We start from the raw sequence: 22,951 nt of genomic DNA, 5'->3' as shown, positions 1-22,951 counted from the left end.
CCCATTGACCGAACAAAATTCTACTGCATCGGCCGGCTCCCCCACCGGCGCGGCGGCGGTGTCAGGTGGCCGGCATGCCGGCCCGGACCAGGTCCTCGACGGTGACCCTGAGCGCCTGGAACGCGGCGGTGCGCTTGACGTCCAGGGTGCGCGACGCGGGGAGGCCGACCGGCACCTCGGCGGCCACCCGGCCGGGGTCGCAGCCGAAGACGATCACCCGCTGGCCGAGCATGAGGGCCTCCTCGACGTCGTGCGTCACCATGAGCACGGTGGTGCCGGTGTCCTGCCAGACCCGGCGTAGGAAGAGCTGCATGTCCTCCTTCGTCTGCACGTCCAGCGCGCCGAACGGCTCGTCCAGGAGCAGCACCGAGGGCTCGCAGGCGAGCGCCCTGGCGATGGCGACCCGCTGGCGCTGCCCGCCGGACAGCTCCCTGGGATAGGCGCGGGCGAGCGCGGACAGGCCGACCTCGCGCAGGTACCACGCCACCCGCCGGTCCCGGTCGGCCCGGGACAGCGGGAGCAGCCGCAGGCCGAAGGCGACGTTGCCGGCCACGGTCAGGAAGGGGAACAGCGCGCCGGACTGGAAGACCAGGCCGCGCTCGGGCCCCGGCCCGGTGACCGGCACCCCGTCCAGCGCCAGGGTGCCCGAGGACGCCGGGACGAGGCCCGCGATCAGGTTGAGCAGCGTGGACTTGCCGGAACCGCTGGCGCCCACGATGCAGACGAACTCCTCCGGGCGCACGGTCAGGTCGATCCCGTCCAGCACGCGCCGCGTCCCGTAGTCCTTGCCGACCCGGCTCAACGTCAGGGTCACCGGCTCCACCTCCCCGCCCGGTCGCGCAGCACGCGCAGCAGCACGTCGATGAGCAGCCCGATGCAGCCGATCACGACGAGCACCGCGAAGATCGTGTCGGTCTGCAGAAAGCGCTGCGCCCGGACGATCCGGTAGCCGAGTCCCGACTCGGCGGCGATCAGTTCGGCGACGACCACGAAGTTCCACGCGGCGGCGGCGTTCACCCGCATCGCGTCCAGCACGCCGGGCACCGAGTGCGGCCAGATCACCTTGCGGACCGTCTCCCAGCCGGTCGCGCCCAGCGTGGCCGCGACCTGGCGCAGCTCGCCCGGCACCTGGCGGACGACGTCGGCGGTCATCAGCGTGTTGAAGAACACCACGCCGATCACCAGGATCGCCACCTTGGACGGCTCGCCCAGCCCGAGCCAGATGATCAGCAGCGGGATGAAGGCGCTGGCCGGCATGTACCTCAGCAGGCCGATGACCGGCTCGAAGAACGCCTGCCCGGCCGGCGAGGTGCCCATGAACACGCCGAGCGGCACCGAGATCAGCACGGCGAGGCCGAAGCCGGCGCCGACCCGGCCCAGGCTGGCCAGCGCGTCGGAGGCGAGCTGCCCGTTGCCGGCCATCTCCAGGAAGGCCGCCCACACGGCCGCCGGGGAGGGCAGGAAGGCCGGGTCCACCACCCCGGCGCCGCCGACGGCGAGCCAGGCGGCCAGCGGGATCGCCACCGAAGCGGCCCGCAGCCCCCATTTCGCCCGCCCGGACAGCCCGCCCGCCATCGCACCGCCCGCCATCGCCCGCGGCCGGACCCCGCGGCGGGGCAGCGGCGCCCACGCGTCCCGCCCGGCTTCGGACGGCGCGTCCGCCGGGGTCTTCGCCGCGGCCGAGAGGGGTGTCATGGCTTCAGGCTCCTCACGAACCGGGGTTCGAGCAGTCCGTCCAGCGCGGGCTTGGCGTCGGCGAGCCCGGCGTCCACCAGGAAGGCGGCGATGGAGTCGGCCTGGTGGCTCAGGTGGGCGTCGGTGTCGCCGTCGGCGAAGGCGTCGAGGTTGTCGGCCAGCGAGAAGATCGTCGTACCGGCTTCGTAGCCGCGGTAGTCGGCCTCGCTCACCCCGGCGCGCTCCGCCATGATCTTCACCGCCTCGTCCCGGTGTCCTTCGATCCAGGTCAGCGTGTCGAACCAGGTCCTGACCAGCGCCTGGACCGCCTGCGGCCGGTCGGTGACGAGATCGGCGGACACCACGAGATGGTCGGGGATGGCGCCGGGGAAGTCCTTGGAGGTGGCGACGGCCTTGGCGCCGGGCAGTTCCAGGGCGGTGGTGGTGAAGGGCGCGAAGACGCCGACCGCGTCCACCTGGCCGGCCTTGAACGCGGCGGCGGCCGCGTCGGTGGGCAGCGGTTTGAAGGTGACGTCCCGCTCGGTGAGCCCGGCCCTGCGCAGGGCGAGCAGCAGCAGGTAGTGGTCCACCGTGCCCTGCTCGGCCGCCACCGTCCTGCCCTTCAGGGCGGCCACCGAGTCGATGCCGGGGCGGGCGATGATCTGGTCGTTGCCGGTGGAGTTGTCGTTGACCAGCACGATCGACTGCTTCGCCCCGCCGGAGACCGAGGCGATCGTGTCGTTGAGCGTCTGGCTGTTGGCGTCGATGTTGCCGGTGGCGAGGGCGGTCAGGCTGTCGGTGTAGCTGTCGAAGTACTTCAGCTCCACCTTGACGCCGTTCCTCGCGAAGAGGCCCTGCCGTTCGGCCACCTGCCAGGGGAACCAGCCGGGCCAGGCGGAGAAGCCGAGCGTGATGGTGTCGTCGGCACCGGACCCGGCCGTGCCGCCGGTGGCGGCGCAGGCCGTACCGAGGGTGAGGACGGCGACGGCGGCCAGCAGGCGCCGGGCGGCGGCGAGCATCAGGAGGCCCCCTTGTTCTTGGGCAGGTGGCCGGAGCGGACCAGGCAGCCGAGCGTGTCGCAGATGACCCGGGTGGCGATCAGCGAGGTGATCTCGGCGTTGTCGTAGGGCGGTGAGCACTCGACGACCTCGATCCCGGCGAGCGGCGCGGCGTCGGCGATGATCTGGATGAACTTGAGCACCTCGCGCGGCAGGAAGCCGCCGGGCTCGGGCCAGCCGGTGCCGGGGACGAAGGCGGCGTCCAGGCAGTCCACGTCGAAGGACAGCCACACCGCCTCGGCGCCGCGCCAGGCCACCTCCAGCGCGCGCTCGGCGGCGGCCTCGATGCCCATCTCCACGCAGTCGGTGACCGTCATGATCGTGGTGCCGCGCTCGCGGCCGGCCTTCACCCCGGGCCGCGGCGCCTGCCAGCCGCCGATGCCGATCTGGACGAGGTTGCGCGGCGGCACGTTGGGCAGGTCCGTCGCGTGGAACCACGGCGTGGTGTGCATGCGCTCGTCGAGGTCGGTCTCCTGGGTGTCCACGTGCCGGTCGAAGTGGATGATCCCGAGGTTCCCCGACAGGTGTTCGGCCACGCCGCGCACCGTCGGGTAGCCGATGGAGTGGTCGCCGCCGAGCACGACGGGGAAGGCGCCGCTGGCGTAGACGTGCGAGACGGCCTTGGAGATCTGGTCGAAGGTCTTCTCGATGTTGCCCGGGATGGTGAACACGTCGCCGAGGTCGGCCATCGTGATCGACTCGCGCAGGTCCACGCCCAGCTCGAAGCTGTAGGGGCCGTAGAGCGCGGAGATCTTGCGGATGCCCTGCGGGCCGAAGCGGGTGCCCGAGCGGTAGGTCGTGCCGCCGTCGAAGGGCGCCCCGAGGATCGCGACGTCGTACTCGCCGCACCGGCGCACGTCCTCGACGTAGGGGGCCTTGAGGAAGGTGTTGATGCCGGCGAAGTGCGGCAGTTCGCCGCGGGAGAAGGTGGGGATGCGCCGGTCCACGATGGAGTCGGCGCCCTGCAGGCCGACCTCCAGCGCCCAGGCCACCTCGCGGTCCCAGGCCGTGGTGGGCAGTTCGGCCTCGCGTTCGACGGCGAAGCGCGCCTCGGGTCCGTGGTCGTCGTACGGTCTGCCGGGGTGGTAGTGCATGGCGGGCTCCGTTTGTGCGGGAGTCCCCGGCCGTCAGGCAGCCGGGGTTCGGCCGGCCTCCCGGGCTTTTGTCCCGCCGTGGAACGGCCTCGCGGCCGCCTGCACCTCTCGGACCAGACCCGCCAGGGCCGTACGGCGTCGCGCCGGACGCCGTACGGCCAAGCTGGCGGCGGAACCCTAGGTGCGCCTCACGCTTTCGTGAGTCCCTGCTAGTGCAAACCCCACCGGTTTCCGCTGCATTAACCGGAGGTTCCGCACCTGTGACTTCCACCACACACGGGTCAGCCGGTCACCTGTGCGCCCGCGGTCGCGCCCGCCCACAGAATCGCCGTGCCGACCTGCGCGAACAGGCCCTTCGGGTGGTTGCGGAAGAGCGGCTCGGTGCCGAAGAGCACCACAGCCGCGCCGCGCTCGTCCTGCCCGCGCACCACGGCCGGCTGCCCGGCCGCCGCGGCGGGGCCGCCGCCGCCGTCGGCGTTCGGCCGCCAGTGGCCGGACACCAGCGGGTTGCCCTGCGCGTAGGACTGCACCACGCTCACCTCCGGGCCGAGGCCGGTGAACCAGCGCGGCGAGTAGACGAACGAGTGCTCCGGCGCGCCGGCCTGCCCGGTGACCCGGACCACGCCGTTGGCGTCGCTCCGGCCGGCCACCGCCTGGGCGGTGAGCAGCCCCGCCGCCGTGTTGAAGGACGCGCCGGTGGAGCCCCGGGTGATCACGCCGCCCCTGGTCAGGAAGGCGTCGAGCGCCGTCCGGGCCGCCGGGGTGAGCCCGCCGTAGGACAGGCCGCTGGAGACGTAGAGCACGTCCGCGGTGGACCAGTCGAAGCCCGCGTTGATCGTCGCGGTGGACACCGGGGTCACCGGGAAGCCCATCTCCTCCAGGGTGAACAGTTCGTCGGAGGAGGCCGCCGCCGCGATCCGCAGGGTGCGCAGCGGGGTCTCGCCCGCCACCGCGGCCCTGCCGAACGTCACGCCGTACCGGTCGGCGAAGGTCTCGGCGAGCCTGCGGGCCGAGGCGGGGACGACGGCGGTGCCGTCGGCGGCCAGCCTGACCTGGACGCGCGCGGCGAGCAGCGCGTTGAGGGCGGCGACGTCCTTGCCGTCGGTCAGGCGCAGCGCCAGGTCGCCCCTGCCGTGGTCCACCGAGCCGGTGGGCGCGGCGGCCGTGACCTGGTCCGCGTGCACGTACGGCAGGCCGCCGGTCACCGTGTCGACGGTCGCGCCCCACAACTGGGCGTGGCTCCAGCCGGAGATGTCGTACATCGCGTCCACGTCGGGGCTGATGTCCTTGCCCGGTTCCAGCATGACGTTGGCCAGGCCGCGCTTGGGCTGGTGCATGTCGACCAGGTAGGACCCGGCCGGGTAGCGCTTGCCGCCGATGTGGGCGTCGCGCTTCGTCCGCTCGACCTCGACGTCGTTGGCCACGAGGTGGTCCACCAGCCGGGCGGCGGCCACCGCCGAGCGCTGCCCGTCACCGGCCGGGATCACGTAGGCCCGGGGGAAGGTCGTGGTGTAGATGTCCTCCGGTCCCCAACCGGGGATCGCGCCCACCGGCAGCGTGCGCTGGGGCTCGCCCGCCTCGCCGCGCCGGAACACCTCGATCTGGTCGGCGATCAGCCTGGCCCGGTTGTCCTTGGTGAAGGAGAGCGCGGCGCGGATCGTCGCGGCGGCCACGTCGGTGTTGATCGCCGAGCGGCGGCGCAGTTCCTCCTCGGGCAGCGTGTCGTAGGAGGCGTTGTTGACCCGCAGCGGGATCTCGATGGTGTGCGAGGCGACGGCGCCCTGGAAGACCGCGTACTGCGGGGTGAAGATGGGCGGCCAGTCGTCCCAGCCGTCGACGGAGTCGCGGAAGGGGATCTGCGGCGGCTCGACGCCGTCCTTCTCGGGCGTGTAGCCGAGGGCGTTGACCGCGGCCTCCATGCCGAGCGCGTTGGCGTAGGCGTTCTTGATGAACAGGTCGTACTCGTAGTTCTGGCCGTGCGGCGGCGTGGTGGGCTCGATGAGCGTGCCGTTGACGTAGCCGTGCAGGTCGAGCATGACGGCCGGCTGGGTGTCGATCATCACCTGGCGCATCGCCCGGACCTCGGGCTGGGAGCCGGTGATGAAGTCGCGGTTCATGTCGAAGCCGTTGCCGTTGGCCCGGGTGCCGGCCGTGCGGCCGTCGGGGTTGGCGGTGACGTCGAAGTGCAGGCGGGTCCTGCGGAGCAGGTCCCTGGTCGCCGGGTCCTTGGCGGTGGCGAGTTCCTCGACGACCCGCAGGATGGCGTCTGTGCCCTCCCACTCGTTGCCGTGGATGTTGCCGTTCACGAAGAGCGGCACCTTGTAGTCCTCGGCGAGCTTCCTGTCCTTGGCCGCCTTCGCCGCGTCGTGCTCGATGCGCTCGCGCATCTCCTCCTGGCGCCGGGCTTCCTTGCCGCTCTCCGGCTCGGTCACGGTCACCAGGTAGAGGTCGCGGCCCTGGCTGGACCGGCCGATCACCTCGACGCTGATCCGGTCGCTGCGCCGCTGGAGGTCGTTCAGGCGACCGGCGATGCCGTGGTAGGGCATCAGGCCGAGCTTGATCGACCGGTCGGCGGGCTCCACCGGCGGGACCGGCAGCCGGACCTGCCGCGGATAGCCGCGGTCGCGGTCCACGGGGCGGTGGTCGCCGCCGTGCCCGCCGCCGAAGAACCGGGCCGCGGCCTCGTTGCGCTCCGGCCCGTTGCCGAAGCGCTCCTCCCGGCCCGCGAGGGGCTTGGGGTCGGGTTGCGCCGCCACCGGTACGGCGGGAGCGAGCAGAGTCGCCGCCACCGCCATACCTAAGATCACCGGCACGCTTTTCACACCCACGTGTGACCTCCTCAGAGATAAGTCACGTGACTATGACGTGCCGCCGATCTCGGTTCCGGACCGGCGAAGTCACAAGATCAATGCAAAACAGGACAGACGAGCTCCGTCGGGTAGTTCTCCGGATGATGGACGAAAGCGGGCGTCAACTGCACATCGTCGTAGTAGCGGTGGAAGACCGGCGTGGTCGAACCGGACAGCGGCGGCACGATCCAGCTCCAGTCGGCCGGGCACACCCGTCCCGCCTTCTCCTCCCGCTCCAGGTGGGTCAGGAAGCGCCGGGACTCGGTGTGGTGGTCGGTGACCGTGACACCCATCCGGTCGAAGGAGTGCAGCACGGCCACGTTGAGCTCCACCAGGGCGTGGTCCCGCCACAGTGACCGGTCCGAGGAGGTGTCCAGGCCGAGCCGTCCGGCCACCACCGGCAGCATGTTGTACCGGTCCTCGTCGGCCAGGTTGCGGGCGCCGATCTCGCTGCCCATGTACCACCCGTTGAAGGGCGCGCACGGGTAGCCGACCCCGCCGATCTCCAGCCGCATGTTCGAGATGACCGGTACGGCGTGCCAGCGCAGCCCCAGGTCGGCGAACCACGGGTAGGACGGGTGGGTCAGCGGCACCTCCAGCACCGCGTCCCCGGGGATCTCGCACAGCATCGGCTTGCCGTCGCCGCCGGACACCATGAGCGGCAGCACGTCGAACGGGGTACGCGCCCCGCCCTTCCAGCCGCCGGCCAGCGCCAGGTCGGTGATCGCGGTGTTGCGCGGGTCGCCGACCACGGAGCCGTCCGGCTCGCGGTAGCCCGCGTACCTGATGAGCTGCTCGTTCCAGATCCGCGGGCCGGGCTCGCCCGGCCGGTCGGGGGCGAACACGGTGATGGTCGGGCGGATCTTGCCCTGGGTCGCGGCGCCCCTGAGGTGCTCGACCGCCTCCACCGCCACCCCCTCGGGGGTGTTGACCCGCCGCCGGTCCCGCACCCGCAGCGACTTCCAGTACAGCCGCCCGATGCACCGGCCGCTGTTGCGCCAGGCCACCCGGGCGCCGAAGGTCACCTCGTCGAGAGTCTGTGTATAGGTGCCGGTCCGCGCTATCTCGTCGCGGACCTCGCGCAGCCGGGGCCTGATCGAGCCTGCCTCCGGGTCCTCCGCGTGGTACAGCCGGAGGAACTCCGCCGCCTGCTCCAGGATGTCCGCGGGATCGCGAGATTCGATCTCCTCCGGCTCGGCCGGCATGTCCCGCAGATCGACATGTACACCTTGGTCGAGTTCCCACCCATCAGGCCGGTACCTTCGCCAGGTCAGCACGTAAACAACCGCCCACACTCTGTACACGGGCCGGGGCGCCGTCCGGGGCGACACCGAGACCCTGACACGCAGCGGCCTTCCCCGCTGCGTCCGGTTTCTGATCCACGGCAGCCAAGACCACCCCTTCGTGATCATATGGGGCAGACGTGGCACATGACATCTTCTGTGATTCTCTGTGATTTGTCCTGCAAACGGAGAAATCGCGAGCTGTGAGGACCACAGGGCCGGACCGGAGAGGGAAACGCGTCGAGCCCCTGGGGGATCCCCCAGGGGCTCGTAGGTGAAGCTCCCGCGATAGGACTCGAACCTATAACCTGCCGGTTAACAGCCGGACGCTCTGCCGATTGAGCTACGCGGGATTGCGCTTCACGCCTGCTCGTCTGGGCCCTTCGGCCCTTCCTTGCGGCGCGGAACTAGATTAGCGCACATCTAGGGGTGTGTGTTCCACGAAGGCGCGCGCGGCGAGGTTCCCCGCCAATCTCATCGCTAGATCAGGATGGAGCGGCGTCCCCGGGGTAGAGCTTGACCGGGGCCCAGTGACAGGCGGAGGTGATGAAGGTGCGTTACAGGGCGATGTTCGCCGTCGGTTTGGCCGTGGGCTACGTGCTGGGCAGCAGGGCCGGCAGGGAGCGCTACGAGCAGATCAGGCGCACGGCTCAGCGGGTCGCCGACAGCCCGGCCGTCCAGGAGGCCGCGGGGCTGGTTGGCGCTCAGGTCTCCAGGGCGGCCGGCGTGGCCAGGACCAGGGCGGGCCAGATGCTCGGCGACAAAGTGCCGTTCCTGCACAAGGGAGACGAGCACGACACGACGGGCACCGGGTGGCCCGAGGAGAAACCGGTGGCGACCGGCACTCCTTACTGACCCGGAGGACGCAGAAGGGCTCCCCGGCCGCCGGGGAGCCCTTCCGCGCGTCCTGCGCCCATGCCTCGGGCGGTCTCGGGGCCTTCCCCCAGGCGGGCCCAGACGCCTTCGCCCGCGCCTGGGCGGGCTCAGACGCTTTCGCCCATGCCTGGGCGGGCTCAGACGCCGTAGTTGCGCCGGACCGCCTCCAGGGCCTGCTCGGCGTGTGCGCGCAGCCCCGGGTCGGCCGGGTCCAGACCCTCGTCGAAGACGAACTCCCAGGTGAGGTCGCCGCCGCCGGCCGGTGGGCGGCGTGCCACGAGACGCACTCCCCCGCCGCGCGACAGCGTGACGTACTGCGTGACGACGATGGAGGCGGTCACCCGCTCGCGCACCGTCTCCGGCAGCCGGCCGGGCTCGGTCAGCCGGGCGGTGTACGTGGCGCCATCCGTGGTGGTGACGCGCAGGCCCTCCTCGTCCCAGGTGCCGCGGTCGATCCGCTCCCAGGGCAGCCGGGTGCCGCCCGGCAGGTAGAGAGCCCGGTCGGTGGCCACGACGTGCTCGCCGTCGCCGGTCGCGGCGTGGGCGAGGACGCGGTCCCCTGGCTCGATCCGGATGTCGGCGGGAGGGCGGCGCGAGCCGAAGCTGAACCTCATGGGTCCACGCTATCGGCGAGCAGATCCAGGGTGAGCGCCGCGGACCAGGAGAAGTCCCGGCAGCCCCGGCCGCTGCCGTCGAAGGGGTCGAAGCACTCGCGGAAGCCGGCCTGCCGTACCAGCCTGAGCGTGCACGCCTCCAGGGCGTGCGCGAGGTCGGTCAGTTGGTGGGTGGCGGCGGCGTGGCGCAGCAGCCAGTTGGTGTTCACCCACGAAGGGCCCCGCCAGTAGCGCGCCCGGTCGAACTCGGCGGCCCTGATCTCGCAGCTCGGCACCGGATAGCCGGTCGCGCCCATGAACCGCACCGACTCCAGCACCCCGACCAGGGCGGCGACCCGGTCCACCGGCATCCGCGGGTCGAGCAGCGGCCCGAAGGAGCCCACGGTGGCGACCGGGATGAGCCGCCCGGCCCGCAGGTCGCGCGCGTAGAACAGGCCGTCCCACAGCCGGGCGGTCAGCGCCCACCTGATCCGCTCGGCGGTCTCCAGCACGCCCCGGGGGTCGGCGCCCGCGACCGGGGCCAGCTCGGCGAGGGCCTCGCAGGAGGCCAGCCAGATCGCGTTGAACAGCGGGTCCTCGATCGCGAACGGGTGCTCCTGGCGCAGGTAGGCCGCGCTGTAGCCGGAGTCGCGGTAGCGCAGGGCCAGCCAGACGTACCGGTCGTGGTGGTTGTCCGGGTGCCGGTCGGGGAGCTCCTCGCGGTGGTAGGCGTACCGGACGGTGGGCAGCGCGTCGAGCGGCGGGTCCCAGGCCGGGCTGTCGTCCATGCCCGACTCCCAGGGGTGCACGATCGCCGCGAGGCCGTCCCCGCCGAGGTCGCGGGCGGTCTCCAGGTAGCGGTGCTGGGCCAGCAGCAGCGGGTAGACGTGCCGGACGAACGCGCGGGCCTGCGGGTCGGCGGCGGCGTGCCGCCACAGCCACCACACGGCGAGCGCCTGCAACGGCGGCTGGGTCAGCCCGGAGGTGGCGAGCCCGTTCGGCGCGTCGGCGCACTCGTGCGAGCGCCACACCGGCGGGCCGGGGAAGTAGTTGGCGGTGCTGTGGAAGACGATGTGCGGCACCATGCCGGTGCGCCACTGCCCGCGGAAGAGGTTAGCCAGCTCGGCACGGGCCCGCTCGGGGTTGCCGCGGGCGAGACCTATCGCGACGTACGCGGAGTCGAGGCTCCACTGGTGCGGGTAGAGCCCCGGGGCGGGCACCGTGGCGGATCCCGTCCAGTTCGCGTCGAGCACGGCTTGCGCCTCGCGCCCGAGCGCGGCGTCGTCGACCCCCGGCCGCGCCTCCATCGATCCTGTCTGCTCCCTGAACTTTCAGCACAAGAGGGGATGTGCTGTCCAATGTGCTTGATGCCCGCTGAGTGGCACTTGATACCTACGCGCCGACCCGAATCCCCTGATCAGGGCCGCCCTTCACTCCCCCACCCCCCGTGACACCCGCACCGCTCCGGGAACACGCGATGAAGAGCGTTGCCCGCCCACGGAGGGAGCGGTCTCCCGGTGAGGCGCCCACCGCGCGAGCGTTCACCCGTTCCCCGCCCCTCCTGCCCGCGGGCCGCGTACCGTGGGCAGTGCTGACGGACCCACCATCGAAGGTATGCCATGACTGCACCCGATGACGGCGGGGCGCGGCGGATCGGCGGAAACGTGCGTGCCGCACGCCGCGCCAGGGGCATCAGCCTGGAGGCGCTCGCCGGACTCGCAGGTCGTTCCAAGGGCTGGCTGAGCAAGATCGAGAACGGGCGTGCGCGGCTGGACCGGCGCTCCGACATCGCGGCCCTCGCCGAGGCGCTCCAGGTGTCCGCGGACTTCCTTCTCGGCGGCCCCGCCCCGGAGATCCGCCCGGAGCGGCGGCACTACAACCTGATGCCGCTTCAGCGGGTCCTCATGGACGCCGCGCCGGACGACCCTCCCGACATCCGCGCACGGCCCCTCGACGTCCTGCGCGCCGAGCTGGGTGAGGCGGACGCGGCGCTGCGTCATGCCGACTACGCGACCATCGCCCGCATCCTCCCCGCGGTGATCGGCGAACTGTACGCGCACGCCGCCGCCGGCCGGGAACCGGCGCGCAGCGAGGCGCTCAAGCTCCTCGTGCTTGCCTGCGGGTCCGACGGCACGGCGATGCTGCGCCATCTGGGTGAGACGAACCTCGCCTACATCAGCGGCGAACGCGGCAGACAGGCCGCCGACCTGCTCGGCGATCCGGTGTGGCGCGGTGCCGCGGCCTACGGCCAGGCGCATGCCCGCAGCTCGGCGAACAAGCCCAAGCCGCTCATGGTGGCGGCGCGGATCGCCGACGAGGTGGAGCCGCACATCGGCGACGACCCGTTCGCCCATCAGGTGCACGGAATGCTGAGGCTGAGCGCGGCCCTGTCGCGCGAGGTCCAGGGCGACCACGACGGGGCGGCCGAGCAGGCCGCGGAGGCGGCCCGGCTGGCCGAACCCCTGGGCGACGCGCCGGAGGCGTTCGAGCTGTTCGGCGTCGCCAACGTCGGCGTGTGGCGCGCTTCCCTCGCGGTGGAGGCTGGGCGCCCCGGCGACGCTCTCCGGTTCGCGTCGGAGGTGGACCCGCGCGCGCTGGCGTCGGACAACCGGCGGGCCGCCCTGCACGTCGAGAAGGCCCGCGCGCTCGGCATGCTGGACCGCGGCGTCGAGGCGGTGCGCGAGCTGAAGCATGCCGAGCGGCTCTCACCGGTACAGGTGCACAACCATCCGCTGATCCGGGAGCTGGTCACCGACATGCTCGACCGAGCGGGCGGCCGGGATCTGCGCGGACTGGCGTGGCGGATGAACCTGATCTGAACCAGCAGGGTTTCCGTCCGGAAACAGCGCGAGCACCGTCCTGACCTAGCGTGTCCGGCACGCCACCCGGCGTGGCCGCGACCACGGGAACCGCCGACGCCGCGGTCCCCCTTGATCAGGAAGGACCTTCCGGCCCGATGCCGCACCTTACGACTGTGTTCCAGGACGCCCGATCGGTCCCCACCGGTCGCCGGGAGGGGAACGCTGAGGGCGGTGACCCGGAGGTTCCGGGTCACCGTCCCATTTCAGCCTCGGATCTCAGTCGAGGTAGTCCTTGAGCATCTGCGCGCGGGTCGGGTGGCGCAGCTTGGCCAAGGTCTTGGACTCGATCTGGCGGATCCGCTCCCTCGTGACGCCGAACTCCCTGCCGACCTCTTCCAAGGTCCGCGGGTGGCCGTCGGAGAGGCCGAAGCGCAACTGGATGATGCGCTGTTCCCGGTCAGACAACGTCGCGAGGATGTCGTCGAGCTGGTCCTGGAGCATGATGAAGGCGGCCGCCTCCATCGGCACCACCGCGTCGGCGTCCTCGATGAAGTCGCCGAGGTCGGAGTCCTCCTCGCCGATCGGCGACTGGAGGGACACCGGCTCCTGGGCGATCCGCTGGATCTCGACCACCCGGTCCACGGGCAGGTCCATCTCCAGCGCGATCTCCTCCGGCGCGGGCTCCCGGCCGAGGTCCTGGTGCAACTGCCGCTGGACCCGCACCAGCTTGTTGATCGTCTCGACCATGTGCACCGGAATGCGGATGGTGCGCGCCTGGTCGGCGATGGCACGGGTGATCGCCTGGCGGATCCACCAGGTCGCATAGGTGGAGAACTTATAGCCCTTCGTGTAGTCGAATTTCTCCACCGCCCGGATCAGGCCCAGGTTGCCCTCCTGGATCAGGTCCAGGAACAGCATGCCGCGGCCCACATACCGCTTGGCGATCGACACCACGAGGCGCAGATTGGCCTCGATCAGGCGCTGCTTGGCCCGATTGCCCTCCCAGACGAGCTCCCTGAACTCGGGGAAGGCCCGGCGTGCGACGTCGTTGGCCAGCTTGTCCTCGGCGAACAGTCCCGCCTCGATGCATTTGGCGAGCTCCACCTCCTCCTCAGCGGTCAGCAGCGGCACCCGGCCGATCTCGCGCAGATAGATGCGGACGAGATCGCTCGTTGGCGCGCGTTTGCCGACGTCTTCCTCATCGACCCGCGCGGCGTCGTCGTCAGCCTGCGGTTCGAGGACTTCCACTCCGTGTTCGGCGAGCATCCGCACCACGCGCTCCAGCGCGTCGGACGGCAGCTCGGATCGGTCAAGCGCGGCGGCCACGTCGTCAACCGTGACGCTTCCGCGCTCCCTTCCCTTAGCAACGAGGTCCGCCACCTGGTCTACCGATGGCGGCCCACTTGGCAGCACCGATGCACCCACGCAAGACAGTCTGCTGTATTGGGCCCGTAAAACGGCAGACCTATTTTTGTCACCGAAGGTAAGGCGCGGGTCATTACCAAAACGAGATCAAATTAAGGTTTGGCAGATCCGCGACCAGGAAAGTAAAGCAATTTACGCGATCAGTTCGACCTGGCGGTTCTCGACCGGAACGGGACCCGCCCTGGGAGCCTGCGCCGGACCGGCCACAACGAGTTGAGAACGCCGGTCAGATCTTTCCGCACGATGAAAGATCGCAAATAGGTATCACGCCGAAGATCTTTCCTACCGTCGGCCGAGCGGGGCACTTCCGCCCGCGCACCCGTCGCCGCGGAGGGGGTGGGGGGCGGTTCCGGCGGCCCGGACAGCGCCGCAGGAGGTGTGGAGGGGGCGCCCTCGATCTACGGCACATCCGATGTATGCCACATCCGGATGTACGACGCATCGCCGTACGGGGCGCGCAGGGCGGGCGACTCTCGGACGGGTGGCGGCGCACTCACCGGACACCGTGCGAGGGCGCGCGGCAGCCGCGCGGCACACGCCGGACGTGCGGGCCGCGCGGCCCTTGCCGGACGAGCGGATCGGGGCGGGCGTGCAGACCGGGCAGACCGGGGCGGGCGTGCGGGGCGGGCGGGACGGGGTCAGGCGTTGCCGGCGGCGCGTTCGCGGAGGATGCGGCGTTGTTGTTCGAGGGCTACGAGGTCGCCGAAGAGGCGGTTGTACTCGGGTTGTTCGTCTATCGGGTTGAGGCGCTGGAGGCGGGACTTGACCTGGGCGATGGCGCGGTCGACGGTGATCGCCTCCAGCGCGGCCAGCATGGCGGCGCCGTACCGCTCCTCGCCGTTGAGGTCGCTGCGGAGCTCCTCCACGGCGAATCTGGTGATCATGGGGCGGAGGGCGTCGTCGGCGCCGTCGAGAAGGCGGTCGATCCACTCCCTGCCGCCGGCGCCCGCGGCGGTGGCGCCGCCGGCCGCGAGGATCCAGGCGTAGAGCGACACGTACTCGGGCAGCGTGAACGACTGGGGGCCGAGGGTGTCGAAGCCGGGGCCGAGCAGCGCGGGGCGCTGGACGGCCATCTTGAGCACCTCGCCCTCGACCCGGATGCCGGGGTCGGTGGGGTCGGCGCGGCGCTGCTGCGCCTGCGGCCCGGTCTGCCCGGGACGCCCGGACGGCGCGCCCTGGCCGGGCTGGCCGGAGCGCCCGGACGGCGTACGCTGACCGGGCTGGGCGGAGCGCCCGGACTGCGGGGCGGCCTGCGTGGACGGGGAGCGCCTGCCGCGCGCGCCTTGGGCGGCGGCGGGCGCCGTGCCCGCCACCTCCATGATCCGGTCCACCACGAGCCGCTCGTTCATGAAGCCGAGCCAGCGGTCGAGGTCCACCGCGTACATCTGCCGCAGGGCGCGGTCCTTGATCGAGGCCACGATGGGCGCGGCGGCGTCGAGGGCGGCGAGCTTGCCCTCGTTGGTGGCCAGGTCGTAGCGGTTGATCACGCTGCGCACGGCGAAGGCGAACAGCGGCTCCCTGCTCGCGATGAGGTCTCTGATCGCGGCGTCGCCCTGCTTGACGCGCAGGTCGCAGGGGTCGAGGCCGTCGGGCTGGACGGCGACGAAGGTCTGCGTGACGAATTTCTGCTCGTCGGCGAAGGCGCGCAGCGCGGCCTTCTGACCGGCGGAGTCGCCGTCGAAGGTGAACACCACCTCGCCGCGGAACTCCGCCTGGTCCAGCAGCAGCCGGCGCAGGACCTTGATGTGCTCCTCGCCGAAGGCGGTGCCGCAGGTGGCCACGGCGGTCGGCACGCCGGCCAGGTGACAGGCCATCACGTCGGTGTAACCCTCGACGATCACGGCCTGCGAACGCTTGGAGATCTCCCGCTTGGCGAGGTCCACCCCGTAGAGGACCTCGCTCTTCTTGTACAGCGGGCTTTCCGGCGTGTTGAGGTATTTGGGGCCGTCGTCGCCGTCGAACAGCTTGCGGGCGCCGAAGCCGATGGTGTCGCCGGTGATGTCGCGGATCGGCCAGACGAGCCTGCCGCGGAACCGGTCGATCGGCCCCCTGCGCCCCTCCTTGGCCAGGCCGCCCTTGATCAGCTCGGCGGCGCTGAAGCCGCGGCCCATGAGGTGCCTGGCCAGCCGGTCCCAGTCGCGGTGCGCGAATCCCACGCCGAAGAGCTCGGCGTCGACCCGCTCGAAGCCGCGCTCGGACAGGAACTGCCGCCCCACCGACGCGTCGGGGGTGCCGAGCTGCTCCGCGTAGTACTCGGCGGCGGCCCGGTGCGCCTCGACCAGCCTGGTGCGCTCGCCCTGCTCCCGGCCGGGCACGTAACCGCCCTGCTCGTAGCGGAGCTGGATGCCGGCCCGCTGCGCCAGGCGCTCGATCGCCTCGGCGAAGCTCAGATGCTCCAGCCTGCGGACGAACGTGATGACGTCGCCGCCCTCGCCGCAGCCGAAGCAGTACCAGTATCCGCGGGCCGGGGTGACGTTGAAGGACGGGCTCTTCTCGTCATGGAAGGGGCACAGCCCCTTGAGGTTGCCGCCACCGGCGTTGCGGAGCTGGGTGTGCTCTCCCACCACCTCCGCGATCGGTGAACGCTCCCTCACGAGCGCGATGTCGTCGTCACTGATGCGCCCTGCCACACGGTTGAGTCTATTGGGGCGCCGGCGTCACCGTCGCGCGGTGTCTGCCTGACCGGTCTGGCCCGAGTTTGGCGAACAGGTCGTCACCAAAGGGAACTTCCGTTACAAAGGTACTTGCTCAGTCTGGAAAAGTTACGCGGGTGGACAACATGCGATCGGGGCATCTGGGGCGTCTCGCCGTCTTGGTGAGCGCCGTACTCGTCACGGGCGCCTGCGCGTCCACCGGCGGGACGGGCGGCACGGGCGCTGCCACGGCCGAGGGCACGGCGGGCGGCACGGCCGCGGCGCCGGTGCCCGCCGCGGGCGCGGTCCCGCAGGCCGCCCCCGCGGACGACATCGAGCCGACCTCTCCGGTCGCGGTGCCGCAGTCGCCCGTACGACGGCCGGCCGGCGACGAGCCGGTGGTGGTGCCGCCGCCGAAGGTCAGCGACTACTCCTACGTCTTCCCGGTCAAGGGCTGCAAGGCGAAGTACGCCCGCAAGCTCCTGGTGACCCCCAAGACGACGATCTGGGCCAACCGGGGCTGCGCGTTCGTCTCCCCGGTGAACGGCACGGTGGACGAGGTCGCCGCGGACGACACCTGGAACCCCGATCTGGACCTCGGTCCCACCCGTGAGGGCAGGTTCGTGAGCGTCATCGGCGAGGACGGCGTGCGCTACCTCGGCGGCCACCTGGACTCGGTCGCCGAGGACCTCAAGCCGGGCGCGAAGGTCAGGGCCGGCCAGACCCTCGGGGAGATCGGCAACTCCGGCAACTCCCGGGACACGGCGACCAACCTCTACTTCTCCATCTCCTGGAAGGCCGACCCGAGCCTGTGGTGGGTCCGCCGGGGCATGGTGAAGCCGTGGGACTACCTCGACGCCTGGCGTGACGGCAACCGCACGCTCTCCCCCCGGCAGGAGACGCTCGACCTCAGGCGGGAACTCGGCGCGAAGCCCGCCTGCAAGATCCTGTGCGCGAGCAAGCCACCGGTCACGGCCCCCGCGCCGCCGCCGGCGCCCTCCCCGACCCCGACGAAGAAGAAGCCGCAGCGCCCCGTGCAGCCCCGGCCCTCCGTGCTGGAGCCGATCGGCGGCTGAGCCGCCGCCGTCAGCCGGCCGCCCGGCCGGAGAGCCGGGCGTGCCAGGTGATCGCGGAGGTGTCGGTCAGCGAGGCGATCTGGTCCGTGACCACCCGCACCCGCGCCGCGTCGTCGGCCGCCTGGACGAAGGCCGGGCGCAGCGCGGGCTCCAGGGTGCCGGGCGCGCCGAGCGTGATGAGGGAGGCCAGCTCCGCGATCAGCTCGCGCTGCCGGAGCTGCTTGGCGTGGTGGTCGTCTCGTGACATCACATAATGCGCCGTGACGCCTTTCAGCAGCGCGCACTCCAGCCTGGTCCGCTCCGGCACGACCAGGTCCGCGCCGTACCGGCCGGCGGCCGGGCCGTACGCCTCCAAGGTGGCGAGCTGGGCGGATCTGCACAGGCGGCCGATGAGCGTGCTGGTCAGGGACTTGAGCGCGGCCAGGTCGGCGAGGCTGCCGTCGAACCGGCGCGGCCAGTACGGCTCGTCGACCAGCCGGGCGAGGACGGCCTCCAGCTCGGCCGGGTCGGCGTCCGGCAGGTACCAGCCCAGGGTGCGCTCGCAGATCTCCGCCCGCTCGGACACCGACCGCAGGGCCTCCAGCGTGACGTGCCCGGAGTGCAGGGCGTCCTCCAGGTCGTGCACCGAGTAGGCGACGTCGTCGGACCAGTCCATGATCTGCGCCTCGAAGCTCACCTTCCCGGGCGGGACGCCGTGCCGGAACCACTCGAAGACCGGCAGGTCGTCCTCGTAGACGCCGTAGGGCCCGCCCACCCGGTCGAAGGCGCCCTTGACCGGCCCGGCGCCGCGCACCCACGGGTACTTGGAGGCGGCGTCGAGCGCGGCCCTGGTGAGGTTGAGCCCGGCGCTGCGGCCGTCCTCGGTGACCACCTTGGCCTCCAGCCTGGTGAGCAGCCGCAGGCTCTGCGCGTTGCCCTCGAAGCCGCCGCAGGAGGCGGCCAGCTCGTTGAGCGCGGTCTCGCCGTTGTGCCCGAACGGCGGATGCCCCAGGTCGTGCGCCAGGCAGGCGGTCTCCACCAGGTCGGGGTCCCGCCCGAGCGCCTTGCCCAGCTCCCGGCCGATCTGGGCGCACTCCAGCGAGTGGGTCAGCCGGGTGCGCGGGATGTGCTGGCCGTGGCTGCGCGTCTCGCCCGGCCCGACCACCTGGGTCTTGGCGGCCAGCCTCCGCAGCGCGGCGGAGTGCAGCACCCGCGCCCTGTCCCGCTCGAACGCGCCCCGCTCCGGGTTCCCCGGCGGTTCCGGCGCCCACCTGGCCTGATCATGTTCGCCGTATGTGCCCATCAGGCCACCGAGCCTACGATCCGACAGCGGCACCACGCCCCCCACCCCCAGCGAAGAACAGTCGTCCATCGGCGGAACGACCGCGGACCCAAGTGATGCCCACCGGCGGCCCGTTTCAACGCCCCCGGCGCACACCTCCGGCGCCTTCTCTGACTCACGCGGTCAGGAAAGGCGCGCCATGAGCGGCGGCGCCGTCACATTCGGAGCGGCTATTCATTCGACGCGGAATTCGGATTGAAATTCATTTCTCTCCGCCGGGTTGTCGCCATTCATTCGGCGCCCGTCGTCATCGCCGCCGAACGGCCCTCTCCTAGACGGCGGCCTCCACCGGGGGTGATGGGCCGCGGCCCGCCGCAGGCCGGTCCGGCCGGGCGGGCGGGGCCGCGCCGCGGCGGCGTAGCGGGGCCGCGCGGGCAGCCGTCCGGTGCGGCCGGGAAAACGATGGCCGCATCCGGACATGACCGCTGTATTGACGGCACGCAATTTATCCGCTCCATGAGGAGAAGACGAACGATCGGCGTCCGGACAACGCCGGGAAAGCCCCTCCCGGTGTGGGTGACAGATGCGGCGGGAGCTGCCATCGTGGAGCGGCACGCCTCGGCCGTACCAGACACCTGGCGGACCTCCCGTGTTCCAGCGGACCGGCTCCCTTCCCCCTCGTGAGCCGGTCCGGGGGTCCGCCAGGCCGGTATGGAGGCGGCCGGTCGTCTGTCGTGTCCCGGGTGTACGGGATACGCCAGAATGGCGCGGTGACGACCGCTCCCCCCGCGAGAACGCTGCACCGCCTGGGCGCGCGGCACTACCGGCTGGCCGCCTATCTCGCCGACCGGCTCGTGTGCGTCGTGCTCGGCATGCCGTTCCTCGCCCTGACGGCGGCGCTGGGGGTGACGACGGGCGAACGGTTCACGCAGCTCGTCGAATGGCCGGCCCTGCTGGTGATGGAAGCGGTGGCGTTCCTCTACTTCTGGCTCCAGCACGCGCGCTGGGGGCGGACGCCGGGCAAGTGGCTGCTCGGGCTGAAGGTGGTGTCCCGGTCCACCGGCGAGCCGCCCGCCCTCGGTCCCGCCGCCGTGCGTTCGCTGGTCTCCCCCGGGCTCGGGGCGCTGCCGTACGTGGGGGACGTCGTCCTGGCGGGGGACGGGCTGGCGATCTTCCTGAACCGGCAGCGGCGCTGCCTGCACGACACCATCGCCGACACCGTCGTCATCGACGTCCGGCGCGCGGTCGTGGACCGCCGGTAGGACACGGCGGCGGTGCGGCCCGCCGCGCACCGGCGTGCGCGGCGGGCCGGACGGCGGTGCGCCGGTCAGCGGGCCAGCGCGGCGCGGGCGGCCTCCAGGCGGGCGACGGGGATGCGGAAGGGCGAGCAGGAGACGTAGTCCAGGCCGATCTCGTGGCAGAAGTGCACCGAGTCGGGGTCGCCGCCGTGCTCGCCGCAGATGCCGAGCTTCAGGTCCGGACGGCTCCGCCTGCCCTCCTCCGCCGCGATCCGCATCAGGCGGCCGACGCCGTCCCTGTCGATGGTCTCGAACGGGGAGACGCCGAAGATGCCGAGGTCGAGGTACCGGGTGAAGAACGCCGCCTCGACGTCGTCCCGGGAGAAGCCCCAGGCCATCTGGGTGAGGTCGTTGGTGCCGAAGGAGAAGAAGTCGGCCGCCTCGGCGATCTGGCCCGCGGTGAGCGCGGCCCTGGGCACCTCGATCATGGTGCCGATCAGCGCCTCGACGCCGTGTTCGCGCAGGATGGCCGCGCTCTCCTCACGCACCTGCTCCAGCTCCTGCACCGCGCCGACGAGCGGGATCATGATCTCGGGGTGCGGGTCGCCGCCCTGGTCGAGCCTGATCCGCGCCGCCTCGGCGATGGCCCGCACCTGCATGGCGAACAGCCCGGGGATGACCAGGCCGAGCCGTACGCCGCGCAGGCCGAGCATCGGGTTCTGCTCGCGCAGCCGCTTGACCGCGGCGAGCAGCCTGCGGTCCCGCTCGGTGGCGTCGTCGCCGGCCAGCGCCACCCGCACCGACAGGTCCACGAAGTCGGGCAGGAACTCGTGCAGCGGCGGGTCGATGAGCCGGATGGTGACGGGCAGGCCGTCCATCGCCTCCAGCAGTTCGGCGAAGTCGTCGCGCTGGAGCGGTTCGAGCGCGTCCAGGGCGGCCTGCCTCCGCTCCTGCCCCTCGGCGAGGATCAGGTCCTCGACGAGTTGCCGCCGCTCCCCCAGGAACATGTGCTCGGTACGGCACAGCCCGACGCCCTGGGCGCCGAAGCGGCGGGCCCTGGCCGCGTCCTCCGCCGTGTCGGCGTTGGCCCACACGCCGAGGCCGCGCACGGAGTCGGCGTGCGCCATCAGCCGGTCCACCGCGCGCACCAGGTCGTCGTCGGCCCCGGTCGTCCCGCCGCCCTCGAAGTACTCGACCACGGCGGAGGGCACCACCGGCACCTCGCCCAGGTAGACGGCGCCGGTCGTGCCGTCGATGGAGATCACGTCGCCCTCGGTGACCACCACGCCGCCGGGGGCGGTGAAGCGCCGCTCGCCGACCGACACGTCCAGTTCCTCCGCGCCGCAGACGCAGGTCTTGCCCATGCCCCGGGCGACCACGGCGGCGTGCGAGGTCTTGCCGCCGCGCGAGGTGAGCACGCCCTTGGCCGCGATCATGCCGCTGAGGTCGTCGGGGTTGGTCTCGCGGCGGACCAGGATGACGTCCTCGCCCTGCCCGGCGAGTTCGACGGCCCGCTCGGAGGTGAACACCACCTTGCCGACGGCCGCGCCCGGGGAGGCGTTCATGCCCTTGGCGATCTGCTTCTTGCCCGAGCCGCCGTCGAAGCGGGGAAACATGAGCTGGGCGAGCTGGTCGCCGGACACCCGCCGGACGGCCTCGTCCAGGTCGATCAGGCCCTGGTCGACGAGCTGGGTGGCGATCCGGAACGCCGCGCCGGGGGTGCGCTTGCCGACCCGGGTCTGCAGCATCCACAGCTTGCCGCGCTCGACGGTGAACTCGATGTCGCACAGGTCGAGGTAGTGGTTCTCCAGCCGTTCCATGATGGACAGCAGCTCGCGGTAGGCGCCGGCGTCGATCCGCTCCAGGTCCTGCAACGGCACCGTGTTGCGGATTCCGGCGACGACGTCCTCGCCCTGGGCGTTCTGCAGGTAGTCGCCGTAGACGCCCTGCTGGCCGCTGCCGGGGTCGCGGGTGAAGGCGACGCCGGTGCCGGAGTCCATGCCGACGTTGCCGAAGACCATGGCGCACACGTTCACGGCGGTGCCGAGGTCGGCGGGGATGCGCTCCTGGCGGCGGTACAGGATGGCGCGGGGCGCGTTCCAGGAGTCGAACACCGCGTTGATCGCCAGGCGCATCTGCTCACGCGGGTCGGCGGGGAAGTCCTTCCCGGTCTCCTCGCGGACGATGCCCTTGAACGTCTCGACCAGGCTCTGCAACTCGCCGGCGGTGAGCTCGAAGTCCTCGCGGTCGCCCTTGACCCCGTCGAGCGCCTCCTCGAAGCGGTCGCCCTCGATGCCGAGGACGGTCTTGCCGAACATCTGGATCAGGCGGCGGTAGGAGTCCCAGGCGAAGCGGTCGTTGCCACCGGCCTGCTTGGCCAGGCCGTGCACGGACTCGTCGTTGAGGCCGATGTTGAGGACGGTCTCCATCATCCCCGGCATGGAGAACTTCGCGCCGGACCGCACGCTGACCAGCAGCGGGTCGTCGGCCTGGCCGAGCCGCCTGCCCATCGCCGACTCAAGCGCGGTCAGGTGCCCGGCGATCTCGCCGTCGAGCCCGGCGGGGACCGCCCCGTCCGCCAGGTAGGCGCGGCACGCCTCGGTGGTGATGGTGAAGCCGGGAGGCACCGGCAGCCCCAGGTTGGTCATCTCGGCCAGGTTGGCACCCTTGCCCCCGAGCAGATCCTTGAGATCCTTGTTGCCTTCGGTGAAGTCGTAAACGAACTTGGGCATGGCCGCTCCTTCTGGCTTCAACTAAGGCACCATTCCGCCTGCCACTGACTGTACCGACGAAGAACCCGATGAAACGCCACCCATCCGTCTACAAGGCATTTATGCTGGTCAGAGGCCACATAGCGGTCTAATCCAATTCATGTGGAGGCAAAATCCGGGATGTCGGGAAAATGGTTTATACCAATTGGTATAAACCAATTCTCTGGCGGTTCGGGCTTGGCGGAGTCGCCTTCAGTGCTTACCCGGCCGCACATGACAACGGCCGCCCGCGACGCTCGCGGACGGCCCCCGCATCCAAGAGACGCCGTGTGTCAGTGGGACGCGGTGCTCGGTGAGAAGCGGTGTTCAGTGGGACGCG

At 71.5% G+C, this 22,951-nt stretch carries 16 protein-coding genes, 1 tRNA gene and 1 riboswitch; of the genes, 4 read left to right on the top strand and 13 right to left on the bottom strand.

Features of this window, described 5'->3' with window-relative positions:
• Positions 1-61 precede the first annotated feature (61 nt).
• The 7 genes from QSK26_RS18670 to QSK26_RS18640 form a co-directional block, all read right to left on the bottom strand.
• Positions 62-814, bottom strand: a complete 753-nt coding sequence (locus QSK26_RS18670) for an ABC transporter ATP-binding protein (protein WP_285776439.1) — start codon at positions 812-814, stop codon at positions 62-64.
• A complete protein-coding gene (locus QSK26_RS18665) occupies positions 811-1,695 on the bottom strand; it encodes an ABC transporter permease (protein WP_285776438.1) in 885 nt (294 codons plus the stop codon). The genes QSK26_RS18670 and QSK26_RS18665 overlap by 4 nt, the downstream gene beginning before the upstream one ends.
• Positions 1,692-2,693, bottom strand: coding sequence for an ABC transporter substrate-binding protein (locus QSK26_RS18660; RefSeq protein ID WP_285776437.1), 1,002 nt, complete (start codon positions 2,691-2,693; stop codon positions 1,692-1,694). Before QSK26_RS18660 ends, QSK26_RS18665 begins: the two co-directional genes overlap by 4 nt.
• The gene (locus tag QSK26_RS18655; protein ID WP_285776436.1) at positions 2,693-3,826 is read right to left on the bottom strand and encodes an agmatinase family protein; all 1,134 of its coding nucleotides are present in this window, start codon (positions 3,824-3,826) and stop codon (positions 2,693-2,695) included. Before QSK26_RS18655 ends, QSK26_RS18660 begins: the two co-directional genes overlap by 1 nt.
• A 55-nt stretch (positions 3,827-3,881) precedes the next feature.
• A riboswitch (guanidine-I (ykkC/yxkD leader) is annotated at positions 3,882-4,018 on the bottom strand.
• An 89-nt stretch (positions 4,019-4,107) separates the two neighbouring features.
• Positions 4,108-6,654: a M14 family zinc carboxypeptidase gene (locus QSK26_RS18650; protein ID WP_285776435.1), complete on the bottom strand. Its 2,547-nt coding sequence runs from the start codon at positions 6,652-6,654 to the stop codon at positions 4,108-4,110.
• 77 nt (positions 6,655-6,731) lie between these two features.
• A complete protein-coding gene (locus QSK26_RS18645; RefSeq protein ID WP_285776434.1) occupies positions 6,732-7,880 on the bottom strand; it encodes a nitric oxide synthase oxygenase in 1,149 nt (382 codons plus the stop codon).
• Between the two features lie 358 nt (positions 7,881-8,238).
• Positions 8,239-8,311 (bottom strand) — tRNA-Asn (locus QSK26_RS18640).
• 199 nt (positions 8,312-8,510) lie between these two features.
• On the opposite strand from QSK26_RS18640, the gene QSK26_RS18635 reads away from it, so the two are divergent.
• A complete protein-coding gene (locus QSK26_RS18635; protein WP_285776517.1) occupies positions 8,511-8,813 on the top strand; it encodes a YtxH domain-containing protein in 303 nt (100 codons plus the stop codon).
• A 158-nt stretch (positions 8,814-8,971) separates the two neighbouring features.
• Here QSK26_RS18635 and QSK26_RS18630 read toward each other — a convergent pair whose 3' ends face one another.
• Positions 8,972-9,448, bottom strand: coding sequence for a hypothetical protein (locus QSK26_RS18630; RefSeq protein WP_285776433.1), 477 nt, complete (start codon positions 9,446-9,448; stop codon positions 8,972-8,974).
• Entirely contained in the window at positions 9,445-10,734 is a 1,290-nt protein-coding gene (locus QSK26_RS18625; RefSeq protein ID WP_285776432.1) for an MGH1-like glycoside hydrolase domain-containing protein, read from the bottom strand. Before QSK26_RS18625 ends, QSK26_RS18630 begins: the two co-directional genes overlap by 4 nt.
• A gap of 312 nt (positions 10,735-11,046) precedes the next feature.
• Between QSK26_RS18625 and QSK26_RS18620 the strand changes: the two genes are divergently transcribed.
• Positions 11,047-12,246 (top strand): helix-turn-helix domain-containing protein, encoded by a 1,200-nt coding sequence (locus QSK26_RS18620; RefSeq protein WP_285776431.1) that lies wholly within the window; start codon positions 11,047-11,049, stop codon positions 12,244-12,246.
• Between the two features lie 258 nt (positions 12,247-12,504).
• Here the strand turns inward: QSK26_RS18620 and rpoD are convergent, their stop codons facing one another.
• Both rpoD and dnaG read right to left on the bottom strand, forming a co-directional pair.
• Entirely contained in the window at positions 12,505-13,608 is a 1,104-nt protein-coding gene (gene rpoD, locus QSK26_RS18615) for an RNA polymerase sigma factor RpoD (protein WP_502888721.1), read from the bottom strand.
• 683 nt (positions 13,609-14,291) lie between these two features.
• Positions 14,292-16,283 carry a DNA primase gene (gene dnaG, locus QSK26_RS18610; protein ID WP_285776430.1) on the bottom strand — a complete coding sequence of 664 codons (1,992 nt, stop codon included), beginning with the start codon at positions 16,281-16,283 and terminating at the stop codon, positions 14,292-14,294.
• A 149-nt stretch (positions 16,284-16,432) separates the two neighbouring features.
• Here dnaG and QSK26_RS18605 point away from each other — a divergent pair, with 149 nt between their 5' ends.
• Positions 16,433-17,362 (top strand): M23 family metallopeptidase, encoded by a 930-nt coding sequence (locus QSK26_RS18605; RefSeq protein WP_285776429.1) that lies wholly within the window; start codon positions 16,433-16,435, stop codon positions 17,360-17,362.
• Between the two features lie 10 nt (positions 17,363-17,372).
• Here the strand turns inward: QSK26_RS18605 and QSK26_RS18600 are convergent, their stop codons facing one another.
• Positions 17,373-18,644, bottom strand: a complete 1,272-nt coding sequence (locus QSK26_RS18600; RefSeq protein ID WP_285776428.1) for a deoxyguanosinetriphosphate triphosphohydrolase — start codon at positions 18,642-18,644, stop codon at positions 17,373-17,375.
• 749 nt (positions 18,645-19,393) lie between these two features.
• On the opposite strand from QSK26_RS18600, the gene QSK26_RS18595 reads away from it, so the two are divergent.
• Positions 19,394-19,885, top strand: coding sequence for an RDD family protein (locus tag QSK26_RS18595; protein ID WP_285776427.1), 492 nt, complete (start codon positions 19,394-19,396; stop codon positions 19,883-19,885).
• Positions 19,886-19,950: 65 nt separating this feature from the next.
• On the opposite strand, the gene ppdK is transcribed toward QSK26_RS18595, so the two are convergent.
• Positions 19,951-22,593 carry a pyruvate, phosphate dikinase gene (gene ppdK, locus QSK26_RS18590; protein WP_285776426.1) on the bottom strand — a complete coding sequence of 881 codons (2,643 nt, stop codon included), beginning with the start codon at positions 22,591-22,593 and terminating at the stop codon, positions 19,951-19,953.
• Positions 22,594-22,951 lie beyond the last annotated feature (358 nt).

Origin of the sequence: Microtetraspora sp. NBRC 13810 (assembly GCF_030268685.1) — a bacterium.
Taxonomy (GTDB): Bacteria; Actinomycetota; Actinomycetes; order Streptosporangiales; family Streptosporangiaceae; genus BSRQ01.
The sequence above is the reverse complement of the archived record's forward strand: the minus strand, read 5'-3'. Positions and strand labels throughout refer to the sequence as shown.

What these genes read in the sequence shown, in the direction of transcription:
- QSK26_RS18645 (WP_285776434.1), bottom strand. Translation starts at nt 7,880, where the DNA reads ATGCCGGCCGAGCCGGAGGAGATCGAATCTCGCGATCCCGCGGACATC.
- QSK26_RS18665 (WP_285776438.1), bottom strand. Translation starts at nt 1,695, where the DNA reads ATGACACCCCTCTCGGCCGCGGCGAAGACCCCGGCGGACGCGCCGTCC.
- QSK26_RS18630 (WP_285776433.1), bottom strand. Translation starts at nt 9,448, where the DNA reads ATGAGGTTCAGCTTCGGCTCGCGCCGCCCTCCCGCCGACATCCGGATC.
- QSK26_RS18600 (WP_285776428.1), bottom strand. Translation starts at nt 18,644, where the DNA reads ATGGGCACATACGGCGAACATGATCAGGCCAGGTGGGCGCCGGAACCG.
- ppdK (WP_285776426.1), bottom strand. Translation starts at nt 22,593, where the DNA reads ATGCCCAAGTTCGTTTACGACTTCACCGAAGGCAACAAGGATCTCAAG.
- QSK26_RS18625 (WP_285776432.1), bottom strand. Translation starts at nt 10,734, where the DNA reads ATGGAGGCGCGGCCGGGGGTCGACGACGCCGCGCTCGGGCGCGAGGCG.
- QSK26_RS18660 (WP_285776437.1), bottom strand. Translation starts at nt 2,693, where the DNA reads ATGCTCGCCGCCGCCCGGCGCCTGCTGGCCGCCGTCGCCGTCCTCACC.
- QSK26_RS18605 (WP_285776429.1), top strand. Translation starts at nt 16,433, where the DNA reads ATGCGATCGGGGCATCTGGGGCGTCTCGCCGTCTTGGTGAGCGCCGTA.
- QSK26_RS18620 (WP_285776431.1), top strand. Translation starts at nt 11,047, where the DNA reads ATGACTGCACCCGATGACGGCGGGGCGCGGCGGATCGGCGGAAACGTG.
- QSK26_RS18655 (WP_285776436.1), bottom strand. Translation starts at nt 3,826, where the DNA reads ATGCACTACCACCCCGGCAGACCGTACGACGACCACGGACCCGAGGCG.